General features: G+C 67.4%; 10 protein-coding genes. 5 read left to right on the top strand and 5 right to left on the bottom strand.

What is annotated here, in order from left to right; translation table 11 throughout:
• Positions 1 to 72: 72 nt before the first annotated feature.
• Entirely contained in the window at positions 73 to 1,575 is a 1,503-nt protein-coding gene (locus A4F85_RS19725; protein ID WP_063327511.1) for a sensor histidine kinase, read from the top strand.
• Here A4F85_RS19725 and A4F85_RS19720 read toward each other — a convergent pair.
• A complete protein-coding gene (locus A4F85_RS19720; RefSeq protein ID WP_063327510.1) occupies positions 1,532 to 2,542 on the bottom strand; it encodes a LysR substrate-binding domain-containing protein in 1,011 nt (336 codons plus the stop codon). The two genes, A4F85_RS19725 and A4F85_RS19720, sit on opposite strands and share 44 nt — an antisense overlap.
• Before the next feature lie 109 nt (positions 2,543 to 2,651).
• On the opposite strand from A4F85_RS19720, the gene A4F85_RS19715 reads away from it, so the two are divergent.
• Positions 2,652 to 3,620 carry a Bug family tripartite tricarboxylate transporter substrate binding protein gene (locus A4F85_RS19715; protein WP_012202811.1) on the top strand — a complete coding sequence of 323 codons (969 nt, stop codon included), beginning with the start codon at positions 2,652 to 2,654 and terminating at the stop codon, positions 3,618 to 3,620.
• A gap of 175 nt (positions 3,621 to 3,795) precedes the next feature.
• Positions 3,796 to 4,728 carry an N-formylglutamate amidohydrolase gene (locus tag A4F85_RS19710; protein WP_063327509.1) on the top strand — a complete coding sequence of 311 codons (933 nt, stop codon included), beginning with the start codon at positions 3,796 to 3,798 and terminating at the stop codon, positions 4,726 to 4,728.
• A 75-nt stretch (positions 4,729 to 4,803) separates the two neighbouring features.
• On the opposite strand, the gene A4F85_RS19705 is transcribed toward A4F85_RS19710, so the two are convergent.
• From A4F85_RS19705 to A4F85_RS19695, 3 genes are read right to left on the bottom strand one after another with little or no spacing between them, the layout of a single operon-like run.
• Complete coding sequence (locus A4F85_RS19705) at positions 4,804 to 5,559, bottom strand: hypothetical protein (RefSeq protein ID WP_063327508.1); 756 nt, start codon at positions 5,557 to 5,559, stop codon at positions 4,804 to 4,806.
• A gap of 35 nt (positions 5,560 to 5,594) precedes the next feature.
• A complete protein-coding gene (locus A4F85_RS19700; protein ID WP_012202814.1) occupies positions 5,595 to 6,425 on the bottom strand; it encodes a biotin--[acetyl-CoA-carboxylase] ligase in 831 nt (276 codons plus the stop codon).
• Positions 6,422 to 7,084 carry an SET domain-containing protein gene (locus tag A4F85_RS19695; protein ID WP_063327507.1) on the bottom strand — a complete coding sequence of 221 codons (663 nt, stop codon included), beginning with the start codon at positions 7,082 to 7,084 and terminating at the stop codon, positions 6,422 to 6,424. The genes A4F85_RS19700 and A4F85_RS19695 overlap by 4 nt, the downstream gene beginning before the upstream one ends.
• 127 nt (positions 7,085 to 7,211) lie before the next feature.
• On the opposite strand from A4F85_RS19695, the gene A4F85_RS19690 reads away from it, so the two are divergent.
• Positions 7,212 to 10,148 carry a DNA topoisomerase III gene (locus A4F85_RS19690; protein ID WP_063327506.1) on the top strand — a complete coding sequence of 979 codons (2,937 nt, stop codon included), beginning with the start codon at positions 7,212 to 7,214 and terminating at the stop codon, positions 10,146 to 10,148.
• 114 nt (positions 10,149 to 10,262) lie between these two features.
• Positions 10,263 to 11,042: a tyrosine-protein phosphatase gene (locus tag A4F85_RS19685; protein WP_034398074.1), complete on the top strand. Its 780-nt coding sequence runs from the start codon at positions 10,263 to 10,265 to the stop codon at positions 11,040 to 11,042.
• A gap of 781 nt (positions 11,043 to 11,823) precedes the next feature.
• Here the strand turns inward: A4F85_RS19685 and A4F85_RS19675 are convergent.
• Positions 11,824 to 14,349 (bottom strand): penicillin-binding protein 1A, encoded by a 2,526-nt coding sequence (locus A4F85_RS19675; protein WP_063327505.1) that lies wholly within the window; start codon positions 14,347 to 14,349, stop codon positions 11,824 to 11,826.
• Positions 14,350 to 14,395: the final 46 nt, after the last annotated feature.

The following is a 14,395-nucleotide window of genomic DNA, read 5'->3' as shown; positions in this document are numbered from 1 at the left end:
CCCGGGTTGGCTTGCCTGCGCATAGTGGCGGATGCCACGGGGCCGTGAACCCGTCGTGAGGGCTGCCCGCCGATGAAAATCTTCCAGCGTGAACAGCGCTCACTGTTCGGCGAGATCCTTGACTGGATGCTCACGCCGCTGCTGCTGCTGTGGCCCGTGAGCCTGGCGCTGACCTGGCTGGTGGCCCAGGGCCTGGCCAACAAGCCGTTCGATCGCGCGCTGGAGTACAACGCCCAGGCGCTGGCGCAGCTGGTGATGGTGCAGCAGGGCAAGGTGCTGTTCAACCTGCCGCAATCGGCCAGCGAGATCCTGCGCGCCGACGAGTCGGACACCGTGTATTTCCAGGTGTTGGGCGTGAAGGGCGAGTACCTGGCCGGCGAGCGCGATCTGCCGCTGCCGCCCGAGTCCCACGATCCGCCATCCGGCGATCTATCGCCCGGCGCTGCACCGACCGGCGGGGCCGTGCAACTGCGCGATGCGGAGTTTCGCGGCATTGACCTGCGCGTGGCCCATGTCTGGGTACGCATGCCCCTGCCCGACGAGCCCCAGGCCCTGGTCCAGGTGGCCGAGACGCGCGAAAAGCGCAGCGTGCTGGCCACGGAAATCATCAAGGGCGTGATGCTGCCCCAGTTCGTCATCCTGCCGCTGGCCGCCTTGCTGGTGTGGCTGGCGCTGGCGCGCGGCATCAAGCCGCTGCACCGGCTGGAGGAGCGCATCCGCGCGCGCCGGCCCGAGGACCTCTCGCCCATCAACCACAAGGACGTGCCGCTGGAAGTCGTGCCGCTGGTGGACTCGGTCAACGACCTGCTGGGTCGGCTCGGTGATTCGCTGGCCACGCAAAAGCGCTTCCTGGCCGACGCGGCCCACCAGCTCAAGACACCGCTGGCCGGGCTGCGCATGCAGGCCGAACTGGCCCAGCGCGAGGGCGTGAGCACGGAGGAGTTGCGGCAGTCCCTGGCACAGATTGCACGCTCCAGCATCCGCGCCACGCACACGGTGAACCAGTTGCTGGCGCTGGCGCGCGCCGAGAGCGCCGGCGTGGGCCGCGGCCTGGCCATGCAGCCCTGCAACCTGGTGCGCATCGTCACCGACGTGGTGCGCGACTGCCTGCCGCGCGCCATGGACAAGCATGTGGACCTGGGATACGACGGCGCCGAGTCATCGGCCACGGGCGTCTGGCTGCAAGGCAACGCCACGCTGCTGACGGAGCTGGTGCGCAATCTCGTGGACAACGCCATCAACTACACCCCTTCCAGCAGCAGCCGGCCCGGCATGGTCACGGTGCGCGTGCTGGCCGATCCCTTCGGTCAGGTCCTGTTGCTGCAGGTGGAGGATTCGGGGCCCGGCGTGCCCGAGGCCGAGCGCGAGCTGGTGTTCCAGCCGTTCTACCGGGTCCTGGGCTCGGAGGCCGATGGCTCGGGCCTGGGCCTGCCCATCGTGCTGGAGATCGCGCGCCAGCATGGCGCCCAGGTGGTGCTGGAAGATGCGCATCCTGGCCAGCAGCCGCCGGGTGCGCGTTTCAGCGTGCGCTTCAAGGCGCTGCGCTCGCCGCCGTCGCCCAAGCCTGCGGTATAGGTGGCGGGGCATCCCCGGCTGCCGCAGATTCCCCGGGAGCCACAGGTGCCACCGCGATCCGTCCCGGCGTCTGCGCGGCATGGTCCACCAGCCAGTTGCGGAAGATGCCCAGGGTGCCGTGGTTGGCGCGGTCGGCCGGATAGCACAGCCAGTAGCCCAGGGCGCTCTGGTAGCCGTGCTGGGGCAGGGGCTCGTTCACCAGGCCGGCCGCGATCTCGTCCTGCACCAGGCAGCGCGGCACCAGGGCGATGCCCATGCCGGCCATGACGGCGCGGATGATGGTCTGGAACTGGTCGAACTGCGGGCCCGCCAGGGGGCTGATGCCGTTGACGCCATGGGCCTCGCTCCAGCGCGCCCAGGCATCGGGAATGGTCACATGGCGCAGCCGGGTGCAGCGCGCCACGTCCTGGGGGGTGGTGATGCGTGCCTCGGGGCCCGCGCCGCGCGGCGGTGCGATCAGCGCCACCTGGCGGCCCACCAGATAGTGGGCATGCGCGCCATTCCAGTGCCCGTCGCCAAACAAAATTGCGCAGTCCAGCCCCGGACTGTCAAATTGGTAGCTGTGTACGTAGGGTACAAAGTGCAGCGTGATCTGTGGATAGCGCTGCTGAAATTGGGGCAGCCTGGGGATCAGCCACTTGGCCGCGAAAGTCGGCAGCGATGACAGGTGCAGCGCGCCTCGGCTGTCATCGCTGGTGATGAGTTCGAGGGTGGCTGCCTCCAGCTGGCCCAGCAGGGCGCGCACTGCGCGCTCATAGCGCTCGCCCGCGGGCGTCAGCCTCAAGCGCTTGCGCTCGCGTTCGAACAGCGGCACGCCCACCCATTTCTCCAGTTCCTGGATCTGCTTGCTGACTGCGCTTTGCGTCAGGTGCAAGGCTTCGGCCGCGCGCGAGACGCCCCCGAAGCGCACCACGGTGGAGAAAGCGCGCAGCAGATGCGTGGGCGGGTTGAGGCGGCGCAAACTCATGACAGGGATATGATGAAAGTATTCCTGTTTGGAATATTAACAGGCACAGTATTTGCTTTTTTTGTGAGTAGATTTCTTTTAATCTGAACTTGTTTGTAAGAAAGATCCTATGCAACGACGTCATTTCCTTGCTTCCATCGCCGCTTCTTCTGTCGTTCCTGGAATGTCCTTCGCCCAGGACACCTCCCGTCCCCTGCGCATCGTCGTTCCGTTCCCTGCTGGTGGCTCCACCGACATGGTCCCGCGCAACATGCAGGACGTGCTGCCCAAGCTGCTGGGCGGCCAGGCCGTGGTGATTGAGAACAAGGCCGGCGCTGGCGGCTCCATCGGCATGGCCGAAGTGGCGCGTGCCACCGACGGCGTGACCTTCGGCATCGCCACGCTGTCCACGCACGGCGTGAACCCTGCCGTGTTCAAGAAGCTGCCCTACGACGCCATCAACGATTTCGTCGGCGTGACCGAGATCGTCAAGGCGCCTGGCGTGATCGTGATCAACCCCAAGCTGGTGCCCGCCAACAACTTCGCCGAGTTCGTGAAGTACCTGAAGGCCAACCCCGGCAAGGTCAGCTTCGCAACACCCGGCAACGGCACCATCGGCCACATGTGGGGCGCCCAGTTCATGAAGAGCACGGGCACCGAGATGCAGCACATTCCCTACCGCGGTGCAGGCCCGGCCATCAACGACGTGCTCGGTGGCCAGGTTCCCGTCTACTTCGACCAGGTGGCTTCCTCGCTGCCCCACATCAAGGGCGGCAAGGTCAAGGCCCTGGCCGTGTCCTGGCATGAGCGCCTGGACGTGCTGCCCGACGTGCAGACCTACGCCGAAGCCGGCCATGCCGACCTGAATGATCCTTCGTGGTTCGGCCTGGTGGCCCCCAAGAGCACGCCGCCCGAGCAGATCGCCCGCGTGCAAAAGGCCATCGCGGCCGCGCTCAAGGACCCGGCCGTGCAAAAGCGCATGGCGGCCCAGGGCCTGTACATCTCCGGCACCAGCAGCGACGCTTTCACCAAGCAGATCGCCAGCGAAGTCGCCAAGATGAAGAAGATTGCCGCCACGGCCCAGATCCAGCTGGATTAAAGGCTCCCCCTGAGGCGCTTCGCGCCTTCCCCCTCTCTCGCTTCGCGGGAGGGGGACGACGCCCTCGCTGCGGGGCGGCCCTTGCTCGGCGTCCCTGGCCTGGGACGCGCCAGTTTCATGGCGGGCTGGCCGCAGCGCAGCGGTGCAATGCGTAACCGAGATAGACCACTTCCTCATGCATCCCGTCCTGCGACTGATCAGTCAGAACTTCCTGCAATCCCTGCCCGGCGCGGCAGGCTCCGGCGCGGCCGATGCCGCGCCGCCCATGGTCACCAGCGTTGCCGGCGCCAGTGCCGTGGTGCTGGACTCGCCGCACAGCGGCACGGTCTACCCGGCGGACTTCGGCTCCTGCCTGCCGCTGGCCACGCTGCGCCAGGCCGAGGACACGCATGTGGAGAAGATCTACGCCTTTGCGCCGGGCCTGGGCGTGAGCTGGGTGGAGGCGCATTTCCCGCGCATCTACCTGGATGCCAACCGCGACACCACCGAGATCGACACCACCATGATCGAGGGCGAGTGGCCGCTGCCCGTCACCACCGACCAGGTCGTGCTGCAGAAGGTGCGCCTGGGCAAGGGTCTGATCTGGAAGTTCACCGATGAGGGCGTGCCCATCTATGACCGCCAGCTGCCCGCCGCTGAACTGCTGCAGCGCATCGAGCGTTGCTGGAAGCCCTACCACGCCGCCGTGGAGCGCGCCATCGACGGCGCCCATGCGCGCCATGGCTACAGCATCCATATCAACTGCCACTCCATGCCTTCCGTCGCAGCCAGCCACGCCACGCTGCACCCGGGCCTGGTCCATGCCGACTTCGTGATCGGCGACCGCGACGGCAGCACGGCCAGCCCGGCGCTGTCCGAGCGCATCTGCGCCTTCCTGCGCGAGCGCGGCTACAGCGTGGACTACAACCATCCCTACAAGGGCGTGGAGCTGGTGCGCCGCTACGGCAAGCCCGCCGAGCACCGCCACAGCATCCAGATCGAGATCAACCGCAAGCTCTACATGAACGAGCAGACCCTGGCTCTCGACCAGGCCGGCTACCTGCGCCTGACCACCGACCTGAAGGTGCTGGTGGAGCAGCTGGTGGCCACCGATCCGCGTACGCTCTGAAGCCCCTGCGAGTGAAATGCAAAAGGCCCGCGATCACAGGATCGCGGGCCTTTTTTCATCGTGCCCTCGCGGGGCTCAACAGGGCCTGAACGGCTTGCCCTCGAAGGCCTTGCCGCCCATGGACTCGACCTGGCTGCGCAGCGCGGGCGTGGCCTGGGGCAGGCGCAGCGTGTAGAGGGTGATGTCGGGGCGCTCCTGCACCACGCGGGCCGTGCGCACGCCCTGGCGCGCAACGTTGGTCAGCTCGCGCGTGGCCGCTTCCTCGGAGGAGAAGCGGCCCAGCGACAGGCCGGGCTCCAGCGCGCCGCCTGCGCGGTCAAAGTCGATCTTGCGTGCACGCAGTTCCGCGCGCTTGCGCTCCAGGAACTCGGCATCGGGGAATTTGCCCATGTAGACCATCCAGCGGCCCGGCTGGTGCGTGCTGCTCAGGTCCCACTGGTCGCTGGCGACCTGGGCGATGAGGCCGCGGCGCAGCGCCTCGGCATGGCGGTCTTCGATGCCCGTGGCCACCAGGCAGCTGGTGGGCTGGCCCGCGGCTTTCTCGGGGCGAGCCGGTGCGGCGGGTTCCTCGCCACCTGCAGGAGCCGCAGGTGCTGCGGGTGCCGCAGGTGCGGCAGGGGATGCAGGAGCCGTGCCCGGGGTGGCCGAGGAGGGGGCCGGCGCGTTGTCCACACTCAGCAGGCTCAGCGCCTCCGGGCGCACCTGCTGGCCCAGGCGCTCGGGCTCGGTCTGGGATGGCGGTGCCAGGCCCAGGGCCTGGAGCTGGCCGTGGTTCCAGAGGTAGTAGCCGGCATTGGCCAGCACCAGCAGCAGGAAGGCGATTCGCAGCATGTCGTTTCTTGGGCCCTAGTGATGAGTCACCCGCCCTAGCCTACAGCAGCCGGGCGCACGCTGATTTCCGAGCTGGTGATGGCCTGCAGGCCGCGCGCCGTGCGCACCAGCAGCGCGCCATCGGGGCCCACGCCCTCGGCCGTGCCGCTTTCGCCATCGCTGAGATTGACGGCGCGGCCACGCAGCAGGTCGCGCTGGGCAAAGCGCTCCACCAGCGGCGCAAAGCCCTGGGCGGCAAAGGTCTGGATGTCTGAGACCAGGCCCGGCAGCACGCAGGCCAGGGCGGTGGGTGCGTCCAGGCGCTCGTCCAGCTCCAGCAGGCTGGCCGGGGGCGTGCGCATGCCGTCGCCGGGGCGCGGGCGCACATTCAGGCCGATGCCCACGACCACGTAGCGCGGTGTGCCGGGCTCATGCGCGGCGCTGCCGACAAAGCTGGCCGTCTCGATCAGGATGCCGCCGAGCTTGCGGTCGCCGTCGATCCACAGGTCGTTGGGCCATTTGAGGCCGATGCGCGGGCGCTGCGAGCCCGGGGCGGGCAATTGCGGCTGCAGGCTTTGCGCCACGCTCAGGCCCACGGCCAGCGACAGGCCGGACCAGTCGGCAGGCGCCAGCGGCATGCCCAGCGAGAAGGTCAGCGAATCGCCCACGCCGCTGGTCCACTGGCGGCCCAGCCGGCCCCGGCCGGCGGTCTGCACTTCGGTCACCAGCAGCACGGGTTCGTTGCGGCCATCGCGGGCACGCGCCATCAGCTCGGTATTGGTCGAGCCGATGCTGGGCACGATTTCCACGGAAAAGCCCGGCAGTTGCGGCTCGATGGCCTGCCACAGCGATTCCGCAGGCCAGTGAATGGGGGACGATGCCATCATGCGCCGGCCTTTGTGGAGGATTTGCGGGATTTTTTCCTTGGCTTTTGGGGGGCCTTTTCCAAGGGCTTTTCCAAAGACTTTTCCGCTTTGACCTGCTGCTTTTTGGCCCGCTTTGTCTTTTCAGATTGTTCCGATGCCGGCTTTGCGCTGGCCGGCAATGCATCGCCGGGCATGGGCGGGCGCCAGCCGCGCTTGGGCGCCAGCAGCGTGCCGCGGCAGGTGGCCGCGCCGCACCAGCATGGATACTCGGCCTTCAGCTTCCTGGTGTAGGGTTCGTCGATGATCAGGCCGTAGTCGTAGCTCAGCTCCTCGCCGGCGGCGATGTTGCGCAGCGCGACGATGAAAATCCGGCCATCGCGCTCATCGGTGTAGCAATTGGGAGCGCAGCTGTGGTTGATCCAGCGCGAGGAGTTGCCCCCGTAGTTGGCGTCGATCACGCGGTCTTCGTCCACGTGGAAGTAGAAGGTATGGTTGGGCTGGCTGGGGTCGTGCGGATGCCGGTCCTGGGCTTCCTGCCAGCTGACGATTTCCCCTACGTACTCGACAAGGACCTCGCCTTCGGCAAGATCCTGCGCGGCGAAGACGCCCTTGCCATGGACACCCGAGCGGCGGGTCTGGATACGGCGGCCGCCGGAAGGGGCCAAAGCTGTGCGGGGCATGTTTTCTCTGATAACTTGAATAGGCACACATGCGCGTGCGCGTACACGTACGTACACGCGTGAGCCATGGATTGTAGAAGCGCAGGCTGCGACATGCAGGTCCTGCGGGGAATGACGAGTACACACAATGACAAAGACCCTGGTGATTGCTGAGAAGCCTTCGGTCGCGCAGGACATCGTCCGCGCGTTGACTCCGGTGGCGGGCAAATTCGACAAGCACGATGAATACTTCGAGAGCGAGCACTACGTCGTGACCAGCGCCGTGGGCCACCTGGTGGAAATCCAGGCGCCCGAGGAGTTCGACGTCAAGCGCGGCAAATGGAGTTTTGCCAACCTGCCGGTGATTCCGCCGTATTTCGACCTCAAGCCCGTGGACAAGACCAAGAGCCGGCTCAATGCCGTGGTCAAGCTGGCCAAGCGCAAGGATGTCACCGAACTCGTCAACGCCTGCGACGCGGGCCGCGAGGGTGAGCTGATCTTCCGCCTGATCGAGCAGTACGCCGCAGGCGCCAAGCCCGACGGCAAGGGCCTGGGCAAGCCGGTCAAGCGCCTGTGGCTGCAGTCCATGACGCCGCAGGCCATCCGCGACGGTTTCCAGAACCTGCGCAGTGACGCGCAGATGCTGGGCCTGGCCAGCGCCGCGCGCAGCCGCTCCGAGGCCGACTGGCTGGTGGGCATCAACGGCACGCGCGCCATGACGGCCTTCAATTCTCGCGATGGCGGCTTCTTCCTGACCACCGTGGGCCGCGTGCAGACGCCCACGCTGTCCCTGGTGGTGGAGCGCGAGGAAAAGATCCGCAAGTTCGTGAGCCGCGACTACTGGGAAGTGCATGCCGCCTTCGACGCCCAGGCCGGCCAGTACCTGGGCAAGTGGTTCGATCCCCAATGGAAGAAGAGCGAGGATGCGGAAGCCCGCGCCGACCGCATCTGGAACCAGCGCGACGCCCAGGCCATTGCCGACGCCGTGCGCGGCAAGCCAGCCCAGGTCACCGAGGAGTCCAAGCCCACGTCCCAGGCCAGCCCGCTGCTGTTCGACCTGACCAGCCTGCAGCGCGAGGCCAACGGCAAGTTCGGCTTCTCGGCCAAGACCACGCTGTCGCTGGCGCAAAGCCTGTACGAGCGCCACAAGGCCCTGACCTACCCGCGTACCGACTCGCGTGCCCTGCCCGAGGACTACGTGCCCGTGGCGCACCAGACCTTCGCCATGCTGGCCGGCAGCGGCATGCGCCACCTGGCGCCCTTTGCCCAGCAGGCGCTGGACGAGAACTACGTGCGCCCGACCAAGCGCATCTTCGACAACAGCAAGGTGTCGGATCACTTTGCCATCATCCCGACCACGCAGGCGCCCAGCGGCCTGTCCGAGGCCGAGCAAAAGCTCTATGACCTCGTCGTGCGCCGCTTCATGGCCGTGTTCTTCCCCAGCGCCGAGCACCAGGTGACCACGCGCATCAGCAAGGTCGAGCAGCACAGCTTCAAGACCGAAGGCAAGATCCTGGTCAAGCCGGGTTGGCTGGCCATCTACGGCAAGGAGGCCGCCAACGAGGTCGAAGGCGGCAAGGACGGCGACAAGGGCCAGCCCCTGGTCGCGGTGCAGCCCGGCGAGCAGCCGCGCGCCGGCCAGGTCGATCCCAAGGGCCTCAAGACCAAGCCGCCCGCGCGCTACTCCGAAGCCACGCTGCTGGGCGCCATGGAAAGCGCCGGCAAGCAGGTCGAGGACGACGAGCTGCGCGAGGCCATGCAGGAAAAGGGCCTGGGCACGCCTGCCACGCGCGCGGCCATCATCGAAGGCCTGCTGACCGAAAAGTACATGCTGCGCGAAGGCCGCGAGCTGATTCCCACGGCCAAGGCCTTCCAGCTCATGACCCTGCTGCGCGGCCTGGGCGTGGAAGAACTCTCGCGCGCCGACCTCACCGGCGAATGGGAGTACAAGCTGGCGCAGATGGAAAAGGGCCAGCTCTCGCGCGATGCCTTCATGCAGCAGATCCAGTCCATGACGGAAAAGCTGGTCAAGAAGGCCAAGGAATACGACCGAGACACCGTGCCCGGCGACTACGCCACCCTGTCCACCCCCTGCCCCAACTGCGGCGGCGTGGTCAAGGAGAACTACCGCCGCTACGGCTGCACGGGCAGTGACGGACAGGGCGCGGGCTGCGGCTTCTCGTTCACCAAGTCGCCGGCCGGCCGCACCTTCGAGACGGCCGAGGCCGAGCAACTGCTGCGCGACCGCCGCCTGGGCCCGCTGGACGGCTTTCGCTCCAAGGCAGGCTGGCCCTTCGTGGCCGAGGTCACCATCGTGCACGATGAGGAAGGCGGCAACTACAAGCTCGAGTTCGACTTCGGCGACGACGCCGCCTCCGAAGACACGGGCGAGCTGGTGGACTTTGCCAGCCAGCAATCGCTGGGCCCCTGCCCCAAGTGCGGCGCGCCGGTCTTCGAACACGGCAGCAACTACGTCTGCGCCAAGGCCGTGCCCACGCTGGCCCAGGCCACGCCCAGCTGCGACTTCAAGAGCGGCCAGATCATCCTGCAGCAGCCCATAGAGCGCGAGCAGATGCAAAAGCTGCTGCAGACCGGCAAGACCGACCTGCTGGACAAGTTCGTCTCCAACCGCACGCGCCGCAGCTTCAAGGCCTTCCTGGTCTGGGATGGCGCGGCCGGCAAGGTCAACTTCGAGTTCGAGCAGCGCGACAGCAAATACCCGCCGCGCAAGACGGCGGCCGCCAAGAGCGCGCCGGCCAAGAAGGCGCCTGCCAAGAAAGCCGCAGCCAAGACCACGGCAAAGACGGCCACCAAGACGGCCACCAAGATGGCCACCAAGACCGCGCGCAAGCCGGCTGCCGGCACTTTGCAGCCCAGCGCGGCCCTGGCCGCCGTCATCGGCGAAGGCACGGTGGCGCGTACCGAGGTGGTCAAGAAGCTGTGGGAATACGTCAAGGCCCAGAACCTGCAGGACCCCAAGGACAAGCGCGTCATCCGCGCCGACGACAAGCTGCGGCCCGTCTTCGGCAAGGACAGCGTGAACATGTTCGAGCTGGCTGGCATCGTGGGCAAGCATCTGGCGTAAGGCGCCTGCCTGACCTGATCCTGCGACCCGCTTCTGCACCTTGCCGCAGCGGGTCGCCGGCCTGACACGGGGGCAACACATGCTTGGGCTAATCTAGCGGGCATGGATACCGAAATGCTCACTCCGGCAGCGGCTGCCGCCGCTGCTTCCTCCCCGGCGCCCTCGCGCTCCATCCGCCTGGACGGCGCCTCCAACTTCCGAGACCTCGGTGGCTACGCGGGCCTGGATGGCCGGCGCGTGCGCTGGCGCACGCTGTTCCGTGCAGACCATCTGGCCGGCCTCAGCGCAGCGGACCTGGACGTGCTGCAGGGCCTGAAGCTCGCGCGCAGCGCGGACTTCCGGGGCAAGATGGAAAGCGCCCACCTGGCCTACGAATGGCCGGGCATTGCCCGCCATGCGCTCATCGTCGAGCCCACCGTGGTGCAGCGCGCCAGCGCCCTGATTGCCGCAGGCAACGACCTCACGGCCGCCCATGCCGAGGAGCTGATGCAGGACACCTACCGCAGCTTCGTGCACGACTACGCGCCACGCTTTGCACAGCTGTTCCAACTGCTGCTGGACAGCCAGGACCCGCTGGTCTTCCACTGCACGGCCGGCAAGGACCGCACGGGCTGGGCCGCCGCCCTGCTTCTCACCGCGCTGGGCGTGGACGAGGACACCGTGATGCAGGACTACCTGCTGACCAACCAGCTCTACCAGCGCCCCGCCACCACCTTCGCCCCCATGCCTGCCGAGGTGATGGATGTGCTGTGGCGCGTGCAGGCCTCCTACCTGGCGGCGGCCACCGACATGGTGCGGGCCGACTTCGGTGGAATGCAGGGGTATCTGCGGGATGCGCTGGGCATCGACAGCGCTGCACGCGAGCGGCTGGCTGCGCTTTACCTGGAAGGTTGATTACCTTCGCTCACGGGGCGGCGGGTTGGCGCGGCTAACATGGGCTGTGCCGGTCGGTTGCGCCGGAGATGAAGGAGATTGCGATGAAGTACGGCATGCGTGGGCTGGCCGCGATGGTGCTGGTGGCCTTGAGTGTGGGGCTGGCTGGTTGCGCGGGCGGGGTGGCTGGGGATGTTTCGGGGAGCCAGGCGTCCAGTGGCAGTGGGGTGACGGTGTTTGGGACTGTGGATGCCAATGTGAGTCATACGCGGACTTCGCGGTGACTCGGTTTGTGCTTTGATTCTTTCGCTGGATTTGTCCCTGCCGGGTGGTTGTTTTTCGAGGCCGGGTTTCGGCCCGGCGGCCGACCGACTTTCTTGCCGCGCGGCAAGAAAGTAGGCAAAGAAGCGCGCCCCACTGCCCACGACCCTTCGCTTCGCTACGGGCGACCTGCGTTGGGCGGGATGCGGGGTGCGCCGTGAAACTCGTTGCGCGCTGCGCGCTTCACTCAAACATCACGGCGAGCTAGACAACGAAGCAGCCCTGTCCTTCGGCAGGGCTGCCACCCCGCATCCCGCCCAACGCAGGCGTGGGCAGAAGGGGGAGGCTGGGGAACAGCCAACAGCCAACAGCCAACAGCCAACAGCCAACAGCCAACAGCCAACAGCCAACAGCCAACAGCCAACAGCCAACAGCCAACAGCCAACAGCCAACAGCCAACAGCCAACAGCCAACAGCCAACAGCCAACAGCCAACAGCCAACAGCCAACAGCCAACAGCCAACGGCCAACAGCCAGCCGGGTCAGGGCTGGATCGGCGTGATCACCACGCCGGTGCCTGCGGGGGCGTCTTCGCCGCCGGGCAGGGTGGGCGTGGCGGGGGTGGCTTCCTGCACTGCGCGCTGGTCCGTGGGGCCCAGCGTGCCCTGGGTGAGGGGGATGCTGGGAGCGGGCAGGGCGGGGGTGCTTTCTATGATTTCCTCGCCGGGCGACAGGCCCGGGCCGGGTGGCTCCGTGGGCTCGGGTGCGGGTTCAGGGGCCGGAGTCGGCTCCGGGATGGTGGGTTGGCCGGGCTGGGCGGGCGGCGGCTGGTCAGGCCACCAGTCCTGCATGCGTTCGCGCAGGCGGCCGACCATGTCGGACCACCAGTGGCTTTGTTCGGGCGGCTCGAAGCGGGCCTTGGCGTCAATGACGGGGCTGCGCAGGGCGCGGGACATGAAGTCTCCCACCATGGGCAGGGCGCTGCGCGAGCCCTGGCCCCAGCGGTCGCTGCGCAGGGTGATGCGCGGGTCGTTGAAGCCGGCCCAGGCGCCGGTGACGATTTCCGGGTGCATGAGGATGAACCAGCCGTCGGCATTGCCCTGGGTGGTGCCGGTCTTGCCGGCCACGTCGGCGTGGATGCCGTAGCGCTGGCGCACGGCCACGGCCGTGCCTTTGTCCACCACGGAGCGCAGCATGTCCACCAGGGCGTAGGCGTGGTCTTCGTCCAGCGCGCGCTCAGGCTTGGGCGGACTGAATTCGGCAATGACCTTGCCGTCGGCGTCCTCGATGCGCGTGACCATCATGGGCGGCAGCCAGCGGCCACCGTGGGCCAGGCTGGCATAGGCGTTGACCATTTCCAGCAGTGACACGGGGCTGCTGCCCAGGGCCAGGGCGGGCACTTCGTCCAGCGGGCTCTGGCGCACGCCCAGGGCGCGCGCCAGGCGCGCCACGCGGGCGGGGCCCACGGATTGCATGACTTCGGCGGTGATGGTGTTCTTGGAATAGGCCAGGGCGTCGCGCAGCGTCATCTCGCGGCCCGTGGGTGGCGTGGCGTCGGTGGGGCGCCAGACTTCGCCGCCGGGCAGCTTGATTTCCACTGGGCCGTCCACGCGCCTGTCGTCGGGGGTGGCGCCCTGCTGCAGCGCGGCGCCATAGACAAAGGGCTTGAAGGTGGATCCGGGCTGTCGCCGTGCCTGCTGCACATGGTCGTAGGCGTCCTGCGTGAAGTCGCGGCTGCCCACCCAGGCCAGCACTTCGGAGGTGGCCGGGTTCAGCGCCACAAAGCCTGCCTGCACTCGGGTCTTGTCCTCGCGCAGCTGCTTCATGAAGGCCTTGTCGGCCAGCAGGGCCTTGAGGGTGTCTTCCTCGCTGTCCTTGTCCGATGCCTTGTCCTTGCCTTGGCCGTCCGCGCGTTTGCGCGCCGCGCGCCAGGCGGGGGTCTCCCGCACCAGCTGTTGCACCAGCGGGTTGGCGGCATTCCAGCCGTCGCGCTGGCTCCAGGCGCCGTTGGCCACGCCCTGCAGCGTGCGCGTCTGGCGCGCCACGGCCTGGTTGGCCCAGCTCTGCAGGCGCGAGTCGATGGTGGTGTGCACCACCAGGCCGTCGGTGTAGATGTTGTAGTCGTTGCGGTCGGCCCAGTCGATCAGCCATTTGCGCAGCTGCTGCGCGAAGTGGGGCGCCATGCCCAGGGGCTCTTCCTGGCGCTCGAAGTTGATGCGCATGGGGCGCTTCTTGAGCTGGGCGAACTCGGCCTCCTGCAGCACGCCGCGCTTGACCATTTGCGACAGCACCGTGTTGCGGCGGTACAGCGCGCGGTCGGGGTTGAGCACGGGGTTGTAGTAGCTCGTGCCCTTGAGCATGCCCACCAGCGTGGCGCTTTCCAGCACCGTCAGCCGCGCGGCGGGCTTGTCGAAATAGGTGCGCGCCGCCATCTCTATGCCGAAGGCGTTGTAGAGGAAGGGGACGGTATTCAGATAGGTTTCGAGGATCTCGTCCTTGGTGTAGAGCGCCTCGATCTTGAAGGCCGTGATCGCCTCCTTGAGCTTGCGGTTGAGCGTGGGCGCGCGGCCGATTTCGGTCGGGTACAGGTTGCGTGCGAGCTGCTGGGTGAGGGTGGAGCCGCCCTGCGGATCGCCACGCAGCGTGTGCACCACCGAGCCCAGCGTGCGCCGCCAGTCCATGCCGTGGTGCTCGTAGAAGCGGTGGTCCTCCGTGGCGATCAGCGCCTTGATCACCGAGGGCGACATCTCGTCGAGCTTCACCCACTGCCGGTTGCTGCGCTTGAACTGCGCGAGTTGCTTGCCATCCGCGCTCATGATCTGGGCGGGCTGCTCCAGCTTGGCCTTGCGTATGTCGCGGATGCCGGGCGTGAACGGGATCAGGGCCAGCACATACAGCGCGAACAGCAGCGGCAACGCAGCGGCGAAGAGCAGCCATTCGCGTCGCGTGGGCCAGCGGTGCCACCAGGGCAGGGCCGCCACGCGCTGGCCGATGCGGCTGGCCAGCAGCCTTTGCCAGGCTGTGAGCACAGCTTCGGGCAGCTTCAAGTCATTGAAAGAAAAGCGCATATTGCAAGACGGCCCTGATGACAGGACATCAGGGCCGATAGGGCGG

This window comes from Delftia sp. GW456-R20 (assembly GCF_001622915.1).
Classification (GTDB): Bacteria; Pseudomonadota; Gammaproteobacteria; order Burkholderiales; family Burkholderiaceae_C; genus Comamonas; species Comamonas acidovorans.
The sequence above is the reverse complement of the archived record's forward strand: the minus strand, read 5'-3'. Positions and strand labels throughout refer to the sequence as shown.

What these genes read in the sequence shown, in the direction of transcription:
- A4F85_RS19685 (WP_034398074.1), top strand. Translation starts at nt 10,263, where the DNA reads ATGCTCACTCCGGCAGCGGCTGCCGCCGCTGCTTCCTCCCCGGCGCCC.
- A4F85_RS19715 (WP_012202811.1), top strand. Translation starts at nt 2,652, where the DNA reads ATGCAACGACGTCATTTCCTTGCTTCCATCGCCGCTTCTTCTGTCGTT.
- A4F85_RS19705 (WP_063327508.1), bottom strand. Translation starts at nt 5,559, where the DNA reads ATGCTGCGAATCGCCTTCCTGCTGCTGGTGCTGGCCAATGCCGGCTAC.
- A4F85_RS19675 (WP_063327505.1), bottom strand. Translation starts at nt 14,349, where the DNA reads ATGCGCTTTTCTTTCAATGACTTGAAGCTGCCCGAAGCTGTGCTCACA.
- A4F85_RS19720 (WP_063327510.1), bottom strand. Translation starts at nt 2,542, where the DNA reads ATGAGTTTGCGCCGCCTCAACCCGCCCACGCATCTGCTGCGCGCTTTC.
- A4F85_RS19700 (WP_012202814.1), bottom strand. Translation starts at nt 6,425, where the DNA reads ATGATGGCATCGTCCCCCATTCACTGGCCTGCGGAATCGCTGTGGCAG.
- A4F85_RS19725 (WP_063327511.1), top strand. Translation starts at nt 73, where the DNA reads ATGAAAATCTTCCAGCGTGAACAGCGCTCACTGTTCGGCGAGATCCTT.
- A4F85_RS19690 (WP_063327506.1), top strand. Translation starts at nt 7,212, where the DNA reads ATGACAAAGACCCTGGTGATTGCTGAGAAGCCTTCGGTCGCGCAGGAC.
- A4F85_RS19695 (WP_063327507.1), bottom strand. Translation starts at nt 7,084, where the DNA reads ATGCCCCGCACAGCTTTGGCCCCTTCCGGCGGCCGCCGTATCCAGACC.
- A4F85_RS19710 (WP_063327509.1), top strand. Translation starts at nt 3,796, where the DNA reads ATGCATCCCGTCCTGCGACTGATCAGTCAGAACTTCCTGCAATCCCTG.